General features: G+C 72.1%; 12 protein-coding genes. 6 read left to right on the top strand and 6 right to left on the bottom strand.

The annotated features are described in order from the left end of the window. The 3 genes from ACWD3D_RS24285 to ACWD3D_RS24275 all read right to left on the bottom strand — a co-directional run. Positions 1-851: serine/threonine-protein kinase (locus tag ACWD3D_RS24285; RefSeq protein ID WP_451462925.1), on the bottom strand; the 851-nt coding region annotated here is incomplete at its 3' end. A 462-nt stretch (positions 852-1,313) separates the two neighbouring features. Then, positions 1,314-2,072, bottom strand: a complete 759-nt coding sequence (locus tag ACWD3D_RS24280) for a MerR family transcriptional regulator (protein WP_451462924.1) — start codon at positions 2,070-2,072, stop codon at positions 1,314-1,316. Between the two features lie 662 nt (positions 2,073-2,734). Further along, positions 2,735-4,174 (bottom strand): dihydrolipoyl dehydrogenase family protein, encoded by a 1,440-nt coding sequence (locus ACWD3D_RS24275; protein ID WP_451462923.1) that lies wholly within the window; start codon positions 4,172-4,174, stop codon positions 2,735-2,737. Positions 4,175-4,289: 115 nt separating this feature from the next. On the opposite strand from ACWD3D_RS24275, the gene trxA reads away from it, so the two are divergent. Further along, positions 4,290-4,670 carry a thioredoxin gene (trxA, locus tag ACWD3D_RS24270; RefSeq protein ID WP_451462922.1) on the top strand — a complete coding sequence of 127 codons (381 nt, stop codon included), beginning with the start codon at positions 4,290-4,292 and terminating at the stop codon, positions 4,668-4,670. A gap of 150 nt (positions 4,671-4,820) precedes the next feature. On the opposite strand, the gene ACWD3D_RS24265 is transcribed toward trxA, so the two are convergent. Together ACWD3D_RS24265 and ACWD3D_RS24260 are read right to left on the bottom strand one after the other, a co-directional pair. Next, positions 4,821-5,156: a hypothetical protein gene (locus ACWD3D_RS24265; protein WP_451462921.1), complete on the bottom strand. Its 336-nt coding sequence runs from the start codon at positions 5,154-5,156 to the stop codon at positions 4,821-4,823. 55 nt (positions 5,157-5,211) lie between these two features. Further along, a complete protein-coding gene (locus ACWD3D_RS24260) occupies positions 5,212-6,234 on the bottom strand; it encodes a LacI family DNA-binding transcriptional regulator (RefSeq protein ID WP_451462920.1) in 1,023 nt (340 codons plus the stop codon). Between the two features lie 220 nt (positions 6,235-6,454). On the opposite strand from ACWD3D_RS24260, the gene ACWD3D_RS24255 reads away from it, so the two are divergent. Next, on the top strand, positions 6,455-6,910 hold the full coding sequence (locus ACWD3D_RS24255; protein WP_451462919.1) for a type II toxin-antitoxin system PemK/MazF family toxin: 456 nt from the start codon (positions 6,455-6,457) through the stop codon (positions 6,908-6,910). Between the two features lie 61 nt (positions 6,911-6,971). On the opposite strand, the gene ACWD3D_RS24250 is transcribed toward ACWD3D_RS24255, so the two are convergent. Further along, the gene (locus ACWD3D_RS24250; protein ID WP_451462918.1) at positions 6,972-7,796 is read right to left on the bottom strand and encodes a TIGR02452 family protein; all 825 of its coding nucleotides are present in this window, start codon (positions 7,794-7,796) and stop codon (positions 6,972-6,974) included. Positions 7,797-7,940: 144 nt separating this feature from the next. Here ACWD3D_RS24250 and egtA point away from each other — a divergent pair, with 144 nt between their 5' ends. From egtA to egtD, 4 genes are read left to right on the top strand one after another with little or no spacing between them, the layout of a single operon-like run. After that, on the top strand, positions 7,941-9,293 hold the full coding sequence (egtA, locus tag ACWD3D_RS24245; protein ID WP_451462917.1) for an ergothioneine biosynthesis glutamate--cysteine ligase EgtA: 1,353 nt from the start codon (positions 7,941-7,943) through the stop codon (positions 9,291-9,293). Then, positions 9,290-10,636, top strand: a complete 1,347-nt coding sequence (egtB, locus tag ACWD3D_RS24240; protein ID WP_451462916.1) for an ergothioneine biosynthesis protein EgtB — start codon at positions 9,290-9,292, stop codon at positions 10,634-10,636. The genes egtA and egtB overlap by 4 nt, the downstream gene beginning before the upstream one ends. Then, positions 10,636-11,391 carry an ergothioneine biosynthesis protein EgtC gene (gene egtC, locus ACWD3D_RS24235; RefSeq protein ID WP_451462915.1) on the top strand — a complete coding sequence of 252 codons (756 nt, stop codon included), beginning with the start codon at positions 10,636-10,638 and terminating at the stop codon, positions 11,389-11,391. The genes egtB and egtC overlap by 1 nt, the downstream gene beginning before the upstream one ends. Beyond that, positions 11,388-12,350, top strand: coding sequence for an L-histidine N(alpha)-methyltransferase (gene egtD / locus ACWD3D_RS24230; protein ID WP_451462914.1), 963 nt, complete (start codon positions 11,388-11,390; stop codon positions 12,348-12,350). Before egtC ends, egtD begins: the two co-directional genes overlap by 4 nt. Positions 12,351-12,369 lie beyond the last annotated feature (19 nt).

The raw sequence follows: 12,369 nt of genomic DNA, 5'->3' as shown, positions 1-12,369 counted from the left end.
GTCGGTACGAGAGCCGTGCGGTCCTCGTCGGCCAGCGCGGTCAGGACGCGGGCACACCCACCGGCCGTGGGCCGGTCCTGCTCGTCCAGGCTCGTCATGTCCCGTATCAGCGAGGCCAGTCGGTCGGGCAGGCCGGGAGGCAGCACGGGTGCCCGGTGCAGCCGCGCGATCGCGGCCTCCACGGGGATACCGTCGTACTCCAGCCTGCCGGTGAGGCACTCGAGGAGTACAAGGCCGAGCGCGTACACGTCGGCGGCCCGGCCGACGGGGCGGCCGAGGACCTGCTCCGGGGCGAGGTAGGCGGCGGTGCCGACGAGGGTGCCGGCGGTGGTGCGGGAGGGGTCGTCCAGCATCCGCGAGATGCCGAAGTCGATGAGGTGCGGGCGGCGGGCAGCGTCCAGGACGATGTTGGACGGCTTGACGTCGCGGTGGACGATGCCCGTCTCGTGCGCGTGGTCCAGCGCCTGGGCGACGCCCGCGCCGAGGGCGACGGTCGCGGCGGGGAGCAGCGGCCCTTCGGCGATGCGCTCGAGCAGGTTGTCGCCCTCGACCAACCGCATGACCAGGAAAGGGCGTCCGTCGTGCTGTCCGGTGTCGTAGGCGGTGACGAGGCCGGGGTGGTCCAGTCGGGCCAGCATGACGGCCTCGTTGTGCAGGCTCACCTCGAAGTCGACGCCCGCGTCCTGCCGAAAGACCTTGACCGCCACCGGCCGGCGCAACCGCAGGTCGAACCCGCGGTGCACGTGCGCCGCGCCGCCCGAGCCGAGGAGCCCGTCCAAGCGATACCGGCCGCCCACGATCTCGGCGGTGCCCAGGGACGCGCCATTCCGCGCGAAGTCCTGAAGCCTCATTCCCTCTCCCACTGTCGAGGGCGGGTGCCCTGACCGAGCCGTTCCCGGCGCGCTTCGGGACGCGGGTACCCCGGTGTGGCGGGAGTACCGCGCTGATGATCCGGCAGTCCTGATCCGCTCGGTTGTACGTGCGGCGACCGTATGCGTGCGGCGACCCGTGCTGATCACTCTCGGCGGCGGCCACCGGCCACGGGGTGGGACGTACTGAAGCACCTCCTGCCCGGGACGGACGCCCCGGGTGCGCGATCCCACAAGATCATCGCGTCCAACGACCACGGTCCTCGCGACTCCCACAGATCGCGGGTGTCGCGAGGACCGTCAGAACCAAAGGATCGGGGAACGAAGCCCGTGCGGTGCGCCGCAGGGCGGAGGAGGGAGTCGACGCGGAGTGTCGGCGACCGACGGCGAAGCCGCGAGGTGCGGCACAGAGCCCCGCGAGCCCAGCATGCTTCAAACGGGGCCTCAGATGCCGCGGACCGCATTCGCGAGTATCGCGTCCCGTACGAACAGCGCCAGGCCAGGCCTGAGCGCATCGTAATAGGACGTGAAGCGCTTGTCCGCAACGTACATCTCGCCCAGACACGTGTGCATCTCGTGCGAGCAGGTGTAGCAGTTGCGGTCGATCCAATTCCGGTGCTCCTCCGCCAGTTCCATGGCCTGCTCGGAGCCAGCCGCCGCGTCCTCGCCGAGCAGCGCGGCAAACCGTTGGCGGAGGTCGTCCGTCTCGTCGCGCAGCCGCTTCCAATCCTTCTTGGTGTGCGAGGCCGTCATGTGGGCGGACTCCCTGTAGGCGCTCGTGTGGGCCCAGCGTCGCTCGACCTCCGGCATGTACCGCTCGGGGTCATGGTCCCCGAAGACCTCAAATCGCTCCTCGGGCGTGAGGTTGATGCCCATCTTGTTCGCCTCCATGGCGTGTTCGACGGCCGTGACCATTTGTTGGAGCCGGGCGATCCGGCTGGTCAGCAGGACATGCTGCCGACGCAGGTGCTCCCGCGAATCCGATTCCGGATCGTCCAACAGGACCGCGACCTCTCTGAGGGGAAAGCCGAGCTCCCGGTAGAACAGGATCCGTTGCAGCCGGTCGAGATCGGCTTCGCTGTACCGCCGGTGGCCCGCGCTGCTGCGGCCTCCCGGGCTGAGCAGCCGGATCTCTTCGTAGTGGTGCAGAGTTCGCACCGTGACCCCGGCGAATCCGGCGACCTGTCCCACGGAGTAGCCCACGCTCCCGCCCTCTCTTCTGCATACGCCCCCACTGTGAGGCCTCACGCCGCGTGAGGTGCAAGTGGTGGCCACCTCCGTGATCACCTTGGCTGCCGGCCGTGCACGTCTCGGTGAGAAGTGCGGCGAAGCCCTTCCAGCGGACGACGTGTACGTGGCGGGCCCCCAGGTTCTGAGAACGTCGGGGGCACAGCCTCGGGCGGCTGCCCTCCGGAAGGCGCAGCGCACGGCCGGTGGAGCCGACGTCCCGGTCCCCGATGCCGAGGAGGACCCGTTCGTGCCCGGCGCGGAGCGCGACGCCGTCTCCGCGAGCCACGATCACCGGAGAGGCACAGCGGGCCGCGACGCCGAGGCTGACCGATCCCGGAAGGACCGCTGCGGGCTGCCCGGAATCCGCGACGACCGCCGACGCCGCCGCCCTTCGCTCAACAGGGCCCCTGCCGCGTCGTCCGCGACGACTTCGGTGGACACGATCAGGTCGGGGACCGTCGCCCCACCCGCTCGGCAGCGGTTGCGACGATGCTCACGGCGAGTACCCCGGTCCGCCGGCCGACCGGTGCCGGGCGACGGCGTCGCTCCCCCGTACCGCTCCCGCATGTCGAGGCACGATGTGTTCCCGTACCGCCGGCCGGACAAGTTTCCGCCATCCCCTTCAACGGCGGATGCTACCCCCGGTAGGTCTCCAGCAGCCTCAGCCACACCTCGCTGATGGTCGGGTATGAGGGGACGGCGTGCCAGAGGCGGTGGATGGGCACTTCTCCCGCCACGGCGACGGTGGCCGAGTGCAGGAGCTCGCCGACGCCGGGGCCGACGAAGGTGACGCCGAGGAGGATCTCCCGGTCCAGGTCCACGATCATGCGGGCGCGGCCCCGGTAGCCGGAGGCGTACAGGCTCGCGCCGGAGACCGAGCCGAGGTCGTAGTCGACGGCCCGGACGCGCAGGCCCGCGTGTTCGGCTTCGGCAAGGGTGAGGCCGACCGAGGCGGCCTCCGGGTCCGTGAAGACGACCTGAGGGACAGCTGCGTGGTCGGCGGTCGCGGCGTGGGCGCCCCAGGGGCCGGTTTCCAGCGTCGCGGCACCCTGGGCGCGGGCGGCGATCGCGGCGCCCGCGATCCGGGCCTGGTACTTGCCCTGGTGGGTGAGGAGGGCGCGGTGGTTGACGTCACCGACCGCGTAGAGCCAGTCACTGCCTTCGACCCGGCAGCTGTCGTCCACGGTCAGCCAGCTGCCGGGCTTCTGGCCCACCGTTTCCAGGCCGAGGTCGTCGGTACGGGGGGCGCGCCCGGTGGCGAAGAGGATCTCGTCGGCCTCGATCCGGTCGCCGTCGTCCAGCTCGACGGTGACCGGTCCGTCGGGGCCGGTCCGGTGGAGGGCGGTCGCTGAGACGCCGTACCGGATGTGCGCGCCGGCCTCGGTGAGGGCCTCGGCGACCAGCTCACCGGCGAAGGGCTCCATCTTCGGCAGCAGTCCGCCGCCCCGGATGAGCAGGGTGACCTGGGCGCCCAGGCCCTGCCACACGGTGGCCATCTCGACGCCGACGACTCCGCCGCCGACGACGACGAGCCGGCCGGGCACGCTCTTCGCGCTGGTCGCTTCGCGGCTGGTCCACGGGTTGGCTTCGGCGACGCCGGGCAGGTCCGGGACGACGGCGCGGCTTCCGGTGCAGACGGCCACGGCGTGCCGCGCGGTCAGGGTGCGGACCGTTCCGTCCGGCGCGGTGACGGAGACCCGCTTTTCACCGGTCAGTCGCCCCTTGCCGCGGAAGACGTCGGCGCCGACGCTCTCCAGCCACTCCACCTGCCCGTCGTCCTTCCAGTGGGAGGTGAACCCGTCCCGGTTGGCGAGTACGGCGTCGGCGTCCAGGGGGCCCTGCACGGAGGCTTCGAGCCCTGGCACTCTGCGGGCTTCGGCCCGGGCGACGACGGGGCGCAGCAAGGCTTTGCTGGGCATGCAGGCCCAGTAGGAGCACTCGCCGCCGACGAGTTCGCTCTCCACGACGGCCGCGCTGAGACCCGCCGCCCTGACCCGGTCGGCCACATTTTCGCCGACCGGTCCCGCTCCGATGATCACGACGTCGTACTCGGCGATGTCCGCAGCTTGGTTCATGGTCACAGTCTGGCCGGGCGTGTGCCGTAAGGCCACAGGGGCATGCGGAATAGTGCACGGATGGTCACGGTTGTGCCGGACAGGTCCGAACCGGCAAAGGAAGAGGTAGCAGAGAATGAGCACCGTAGAGCTCACCAAGGAGAACTTCGACCAGGTCGTGAGCGACAACGAGTTCGTCCTGATCGACTTCTGGGCTTCCTGGTGCGGTCCCTGCCGCCAGTTCGCCCCGGTCTACGACTCCGCGTCCGAGCGACACCCCGACCTGGTCTTCGCCAAGGTCGACACCGAGGCGCAGCAGGAACTGGCGGCTGCCTTCGACATCCGGTCGATCCCCACGCTCATGATCGTGCGTGACAACGTGGCCGTGTTCGCGCAGCCGGGCGCGCTGCCGGAGGCCGCGCTGGAGGACGTCATCGGGCAGGCGCGGAACCTCGACATGGACGAGGTGCGCAAGTCGGTGGAGGAGCAGAAGAAGCAGCAGGGGCAGCAGGCGTAGCGGCTCGCCCGTCACCCCTTCGAGGCCCCGCCCGGGAGCTGCGTCGAGCGCTCCGGCGGGGCCCCGTGCGTACCTGCGGCCGGGGTGCCCTGCGGACGGGGTGACCTGCGGACGGGGTGACCTGCAGGCGGCCCGAAGCGTCAAGAGAACTCAGCCCCGGGCCGGGTCCTCTCCCCGTGCGGGGGAGCGGTCCGCCACGCGTACCGAGAGGCCGTAGTCGATCTCGGCGCCGTCGATCAGCAGCGCTTCCACCGTACGTGTGGCCGGGTCGATGTCCGCCTCGATGCCGTCTCCGGCGTAGCGGGGGTATCCGGACGCGCCGGTGGCGCCGGTGGCCTCCACGATCCCGGACCGGATGGCGCTGCCGGGCTTCGGCGGTTCGTCCCTCTCGTTCTCCCCCTTCTTCACCGGTCCCGGCTTGTCGGCGCCGGACGCGTCGGCGTACTCGGGTACCAGCAGGATCTCGTAGCTCTGCGGATGGCTCATGGGCCGACGCTAAGGGCTGTCCGGCGGTCGCCGGTGGACCGGCGCGCGCCGTCCGTCAGGTCGAGTCGCGGGGCACCGCGACGGCCCGGAGCAGTTCGTGGTGCTCCGGTTCACCGCCGGGGTGCTGGACCAGCCTGTCGATGAGTTCCGCGAGCGGCTGCCCGGTGGCGAGCGCCATTCGTACGGTACTCAGCCGGGGGCGGAGCAGCTTGCCGAGCATCAGGTCGTCGGCGCCGATCACGGCGGCCTCGGCGGGTACCGAGATCCCGGCGTCCTGGAAGGCCCGCATCAGCAGCATCGCGTACTCGTCGTTGTAGGCGAAGACCGAATCCAGTCCGAGGGTCCGCCAGCGGGCGGCCAGACCGGCGGCGTCCCCCTCTTCGTACGCCAGGTCGAGTTCCTCGATCCACGCTCCGGCCGGTCGTGCCGTCCGGCGTACCCCTTCGAGGCGCGGGGCGGCGAAGGGGAGCGTCCCCTTCTCCCTGGGCATGACCACGCCGATCCGGCGGTAGCCGCGCTCCAGCAGGTGGGACGCGGCACGGCTGCCGACCTCGCGTTGGTCCAGCACCAGGCCGTGTGCGCCCTCCACCGGGTGCGGGCCGAGGGTGATGACGGCCTTGGCGCCGGAGCGGTGGAGGACGGCGATGCCGTAGGCGGTGAGCGCGAGTCCGGCGGGTGCGACGACGGCCACGGGGCGGAGTTCCGCCCAGGCCCGAGCGGCCTCGTCCGGGCCGAGGCCGGCGCTGCCGTACTGGACGACGGTGTAGTCGAGTCCGCGTAGGCCTGCCTGGAGTTCCTGCAGGAAGTGGCGGTAGAGGGGGCCTTCGGGGAGGTGCCCGGTGGGCAGCAGCACCATCCGGGTGTGTCCGGCGCGCAGGCTCCTCGCGGCGGCATGGGGCACGTAGCCGAGGTCCCGGGCGGCTTCGCGCACCCGGCGGCGGGTGGGTTCGCTGATCCGCATGGTGGGGTTGTTGTTGAGTACGTACGACACGGTGGCCCGGGAGACGCCCGCCAGACGCGCCACGTCGGCGCTCGTGGGTACGGGAGATTCCGAGGGCTGTTTGGGTAACTGGCTCATGGCGACGGGCAGTCTTGCAGACGTACCGGAGTGGGTCGCGTCCCGGGGCACCCCCAGACGCTCCGCCCGCGCGCGGGGGCGCTCTCGCCGAGCCCTCCGGCTGCCGTCTGTGCTCCGCACACGCCCGGCGTACGCGCTCCGCGCGCCGGTTCGCAGGCGCCACCGGTCGTCCGCCACGACCGGTGCGGAATCATTCGAGTGACTGTCCTACGGTGTGTTGATGACTTATCAGAACAGCACGCCCGAGACCGATTTTCCCGGCCACAGCGGCCCCTCCGCGACCGCCGAGGCCGACCCGCGTGAGGTGGGCCCGGTCCGCACCTCGTACGCCCCCGACCGGGACGGTGACCCCGACCCCGGTGAGATCGTCTGGACCTGGGTGCCGTTCGAGGAGAACGACGGCCGGGGCAAGGACCGGCCGGTGCTCGTCGTGGCGCGGGAACAGGCCGGCACCCTGCTCGCGGTCCAGCTCTCCAGCAAGCAGCACGACCTGGACCGCGAGTGGGTGTCGCTGGGTGCCGGGCCGTGGGACAGCTCGGGCCGCCCCTCGTGGGTGGACCTGGACCGCGTGCTGAGGGTGCACGAGGACGGGATGCGGCGGGAGGCCTGCGCGCTGGACTTCGAACGGTTCCAGCGCGTGGCGGAACGGCTCCGGGAACGGTACGGCTGGAGCTGAGCCGGCCCGTGTGCGGGCGTCGCCCGCCCGCACACGGGCCCGGAGACCTCGCCGTGCCGCGTCAGCCGGAAAAACGGGCGGCGAAGGCCGCGCGGGTGGCCGATTCGGGCGCGCGGTCGAGGATGCCGAAGACGATCTGCTCGAAATGACCGGCGAAGCGCCCGCCGTCCGTGAGCAGGCCGCCGAAGGCGTCCGCGACCTGCGCCGGTTCGTTCTGGAAGACACCGCAGCCCCAGGCGCCCAGGACGAGCCTGCGGTACCCACGCGCGGCGGCGACCTCCAGCACCCGTTCGGCGCGGCTCGCCAGGGCCGCCGGGACGCGGTGCGCCTCCTCGGGCGTCCGCCGGCGGATCACGCCCGCGTTGGGCGCCGGCGAGGTGAGGAAGCCGACGAGGTACGGGGTGTCGAGAAGCGCGCCCCGGTCGTCGCGGAAGACGGGCACGCCGGGCGAGTGGATGACCCGGTCGGTGTAGAAGGCGCTGCGGTTCGCGCGGTGGTGCGCGTAGTACTCGGGGGCGCGCAGCAGGGTCGCGTGGAGCGCGGAACCGCGGCAGAGGTCCTCTTCCTGCGCCCGTGCGCCGTTCAGGTATCCGCCGCCGGGATTCCGGGCGGAGGCGTAGCTGAGCACGGCGATCGGGCCCGGGCCCTCCTCGCTCATCCGGCGGGCGGCCCGCAGACTGCTCTCGCCCGTCACCTCGAAGCCGGTCGTGCGGTCCGAGTCGGGCACGGAGGTCCCCACCGCGCTCGGACCGTACAGTCCCGTCCCCGTGAGCGCGGCGGCGACGGCGTCCCCGATGGCGACCTCTCGCCCTGCGGGTGTGCGGTAGCGGCCTTCGCCGACGATGGCCTCCGTCTCGCGCGCCAGGGCGCGCATCCGTGCGCTCACAAGCGCTCCCTCACGTAGTAGATAGAACATACGTTCGCTGTCGGGTGCATTCCGCGCAACGCCTTTTCGCCGGGCCGGTGCGCCCTTGTGCGATCGGTCGGCAGGGGTTTGGGTGGAAGGGAGGCATCGGAAGAGGAGGCACGTATGCCCCCGAACGTCACCATCGGAATCGGCACCATCACCCACGGATCGCCTCTCGGCGAGAGTGAGGCGGAGGATTTACTGCAGGCCATCTGCTTCAAGACCGGGCCACCCCGCACCGTCGGGGTGGAACTCGAATGGCTCATCCACGACGCCGTACGTCCTGACCTGCAAGTCCCACCGGAACGCCTGGACGCGGCCTTCACCGAGGTGCGGGCACTGACGCTCGACTCGGCGCTGACCTTCGAGCCCGGAGGCCAGCTCGAACTCAGTTCGCGGCCCGCCGGATCGCTGATGACGTGCGTCGACGCGGTCGCCGCCGACCTGGCGGCCGTACGCGCCACGCTGGGCCGGTCGGGCCTGGCTCCCACGGGCCTCGGCGTCGACCCGTGGCGGTCACCCCGGAGGTGGCTGCGGGAGCCGCGCTACGAGGCGATGGAGGCGGCCCTGGACCGCTCGGGCACGGCCGGCCGGGCCATGATGTGCACCTCCGCGTCGGTGCAGGTCTGCCTGGACGCGGGCGAGGAGGAGCCGGGGCCGCTCGGTTACGGCCGCCGCTGGCAGCTCGCGCACCTGCTGGGCGCGGTACTGGTGGCGGCGTTCGCCAACTCACCCTTCCAGCAGCGCGCGCGGACCGGCTGGCGGTCCACCCGGCAGGGCCTGTGGGCCGCGCTCGATCCGGAACGGACGCTGGCTCCTCCGGGGCATCTTCCGCCGCGCGAGGCATGGGCCGCGCACGTTCTGGACACCAGCGTCATGTGCATCCGCACCGCTGCGGGCCCCTGGGAGGTGCCGAACGGGCTCACCTTCCGCCAGTGGATCCGGGGCGGTGGCTCCCGGCCGCCCGGGCTCGAGGACCTGGAGTACCACATGACCACCTGTTTCCCGCCCACACGGCCACGCGGGCATCTGGAACTGCGCATGATCGACGCCCAGTCCGGCGCGGACGGCTGGCTGGTGCCGCTCGCCGTCGCCACCGCCCTGTTCGACGATCCGGAAGCAGCGGAGACGGTGTACCGCACCGTGAAACCGCTGGCCGAGACGGCGGGCGCGAACGCGGCTCCGCGCAATCCACTGTGGCGGGCGGCGGCCCGGGACGGGCTGACCGATCCCGAGCTGCGGGCCGCGGCCACCGCCTGTTTCGAGGCGGCGCTCGACGCGCTCCCCCGGATCGGCGCGACCACCGCGGTGCTGGACACCGTGGCGGACTTCACCGAGCGGTACGTCGCCCGCGGGCGATGTCCCGCCGACGACCTGCCCGACCTCCTCTCCCCCGCGACCGCCGCCGCATGGGCCGAGGCGTCGTCGGCGGGCGGCACCCGGACGGCTTCCTCCGGAAAGGGCTTCCCCGCATGACCAGCCTCTCGGACAGCAACTTCCACCTCGCGCCGGAATCCGACGCCGAGGACCTCCGCAGCCGGGCTCTCACCGCCCTGCTCGCCGCCAGGGTCCGCACCTCGGTGCTGACGGACAGCGTCGACGACGGCGAACTCACCGCCCAACATTCCCCGTTGATGTCTCCGCTGGTCTGGGACCTCGCCCATATCGGCAATCAGGAGGAGCAGTGGCTCCTGCGCGCGGTGGGCGGCCGGGACGCGATCCGGCCGGAGATCGACGGCCTCTACGACGCGTTCGAGCACCCCCGGTCCGCCCGCCCGTCCCTGCCGCTGCTGGCCCCCGCCGAGGCTCGTGGTTACGCCTCGGACGTACGCGGCCGGGTGCTGGACATTCTGGAGAGCGCCCCGTTGCACGGCGGCGGACGTCCTCTGGAGCGGGCCGGATTCGCCTTCGGCATGATCGCCCAGCACGAACAGCAGCACGACGAGACGATGCTGATCACTCATCAGCTGCGCTCGGGCCCGGCCGCGCTCAGCGCCCCCGAGCCGCCCCGACCGGAGGACTCCGTACGCCTGCCGTCCGAAGTCCTGGTGCCCGGCGGGCCTTTCACCATGGGTACGTCCACCGAGCCGTGGGCCCTGGACAACGAGCGACCGGCGCACCGGCGGGAGGTGACCGCGTTCTTCCTGGACACGACCCCGGTCACCTGCGGTGCGTACCAGCGGTTCATCGAGGACGGCGGATACACGCAGGAACGCTGGTGGCATCCCTCCGGCTGGGCGATGGTCCGCGAACACGAGCTCACCGCGCCGCTGTTCTGGCGCCGCGAGGGCGGGCAGTGGCTGCGGCGCCGGTTCGGGAGGACCGAACCCGTACCGGCCGACGAGCCGGTGCTGCACGTCAGTTGGTACGAAGCGGACGCCTACGCCCGTTGGGCCGGGCGCCGGCTGCCGACCGAGGCCGAGTGGGAGAAGGCGGCCCGCCACGACGCGGCGGCAGGGCGCTCGCTGCGCTACCCCTGGGGCGACGCCGATCCCACGCCGGAGCGGGCCAACCTCGGCCAGCGCCATCTGCGGCCCGCTCCCGCCGGCGCCTATCCGGCCGGGCAGTCGCGCGACGGAGTACGGCAGTTGATCGGTGACGTGTGGGAGTGGACGGCCAGCGACTTCCTGCCGTATCCGGGTTTCGCCGCCTTCCCGTACCGCGAGTACTCGGAGGTCTTCTTCGGACCCGAGCACAAGGTGCTGCGCGGTGGTTCGTTCGCGGTGGACCAGGTCGCCTGCCGGGGCACGTTCCGCAACTGGGACCTGCCGGTGCGGCGCCAGATCTTCTCCGGCTTCCGTACCGCCAGGGATGCCTGATGTGCCGCCATCTCGCTTACCTGGGGCCCGCAGTGGCGCTCGGCGAAGTCCTGGTGGCACCGGAGTTCTCGCTCGTGCGGCAGTCCTGGGCGCCCCGCCGTCAGCGCAACGGCACGGTCAACGCGGACGGGTTCGGCGTGGGCTGGTACGCCCCCGGGGACCCGGCGCCCGGGCGCTACCGACGGGCCGTCCCGGTCTGGGGCGACGAGACCTTCGGGGAGCTCGCCCGGGTGGTCCGCAGCGGGGCGTTCCTCGCGGCGGTCCGGGACGCCACGGAGTCGGGCGCGGACGGGGAGGCGGCGGCCGCTCCGTTCAAGGCGGGACCGCTGCTCTTCAGCCACAACGGCGCCGTCCTCGGGTGGCCCGGCTCCCTGGCGCCTCTCGCCTCCGCACTGCCCGCGTCCCTCCTGCTGTCCCTGGACGCCCGCAGCGACTCGGCGCTGCTGTGGGCGATGATCCGCCGCCGCACCGACGAGGGCGACGACCTCCCGCAGGCGGTCGCCGACACCGTCCTGGACGTGGCGCGGTCCGCCCCCGGTTCGCGTCTCAACCTGCTGCTCACGGACGGGACGACCGTGGTGGCGACCGCCTGGGGCGACAGCCTCTGGTATCTGCACCGGCCCGGCCTCCGCACGGTGGTGGCCTCGGAGCCGTACGACGACGATCCGGCCTGGCACGAGGTGCCGGACCGCACCCTGCTGGTGGCTTCCGTCGACGAAGTCCTTCCCACCCCGCTCAAGGAGACCCCCCGTTGAGTCCCTTTCTGCTGACCCGCACCCTGCCGGTGGACGCCACGGAGGCGGCGCTCCGCGCCGACGTGCTCGCCGGGCTGTCCCGACGCCCCAAGACGCTGCCGCCGAAATGGTTCTACGACGCGCGGGGCAGCGAGCTGTTCGAGGAGATCACCCGACTGCCCGAGTACTACCCGACCCGTGCGGAGCGGGAGGTCCTGGTGGCGCACGCGGCGGACATCGCCGCCGCTTCGGGAGCCCGGACCCTGATCGAACTGGGCTCGGGTTCCTCGGAGAAGACCCGGCACCTGCTCGACGCGCTGGGGCTGCTGCACAGTTACGTCCCCGTGGACGTGAGCGAGAGCGCGCTGACCGGGGCCGCGGAGGCGCTGCTCGCCGAGCGGCCGGAGCTGAACGTGCACGCGCTCATCGCCGACTTCACCGGGGGACTCGCCCTGCCGGGGACCCCGGGCCCACGGCTGGTGGCGTTCCTGGGCGGCACGATCGGCAATCTGCTCCCCGAGGAACGGGCGACCTTCCTGCGTTCGGTCCGCTCGATCCTCTCCCCCGGTGACGCGCTGCTGCTCGGAACGGACCTGGTGAAGGAGCCACAGACGCTGGTCGCGGCGTACGACGACGCGGCCGGGGTGACCGCGGCGTTCAACAAGAACGTCCTGGAGGTCGTCAACCGCGAGCTCGACGCGGATTTCGACCCCGACGCGTTCGACCACGTCGCCCGCTGGGACGCGGACGCGGAGTGGATCGAGATGCGGCTGCGGGCCCGATCGGCGCTCACGGTGAAGATCCATGAGCTGGATCTCGTGGTGTCGTTCGAGGAGGGCGAGGAGCTCCGTACGGAGGTGTCGGCGAAGTTCCGCCGGGAGCGGGTGCGCGACGAACTGGGCGCGGCGGGGATGCGACTCGATCAGTGGTGGACGGACTCGGCGGGCAGGTTCGCGGTGTCGCTCGCGACGGCCGTCTGAGCGCGGCGGGCCAGCGCCC

It is taken from the genome of Streptomyces sp. NPDC002690 (genome assembly GCF_053592415.1).
The sequence above is the reverse complement of the archived record's forward strand: the minus strand, read 5'-3'. Positions and strand labels throughout refer to the sequence as shown.

What these genes read in the sequence shown, in the direction of transcription:
- ACWD3D_RS24275 (WP_451462923.1), bottom strand. Translation starts at nt 4,174, where the DNA reads ATGAACCAAGCTGCGGACATCGCCGAGTACGACGTCGTGATCATCGGA.
- ACWD3D_RS24255 (WP_451462919.1), top strand. Translation starts at nt 6,455, where the DNA reads ATGACTTATCAGAACAGCACGCCCGAGACCGATTTTCCCGGCCACAGC.
- egtA (WP_451462917.1), top strand. Translation starts at nt 7,941, where the DNA reads ATGCCCCCGAACGTCACCATCGGAATCGGCACCATCACCCACGGATCG.
- egtB (WP_451462916.1), top strand. Translation starts at nt 9,290, where the DNA reads ATGACCAGCCTCTCGGACAGCAACTTCCACCTCGCGCCGGAATCCGAC.
- egtC (WP_451462915.1), top strand. Translation starts at nt 10,636, where the DNA reads ATGTGCCGCCATCTCGCTTACCTGGGGCCCGCAGTGGCGCTCGGCGAA.
- ACWD3D_RS24260 (WP_451462920.1), bottom strand. Translation starts at nt 6,234, where the DNA reads ATGAGCCAGTTACCCAAACAGCCCTCGGAATCTCCCGTACCCACGAGC.
- ACWD3D_RS24265 (WP_451462921.1), bottom strand. Translation starts at nt 5,156, where the DNA reads ATGAGCCATCCGCAGAGCTACGAGATCCTGCTGGTACCCGAGTACGCC.
- trxA (WP_451462922.1), top strand. Translation starts at nt 4,290, where the DNA reads ATGAGCACCGTAGAGCTCACCAAGGAGAACTTCGACCAGGTCGTGAGC.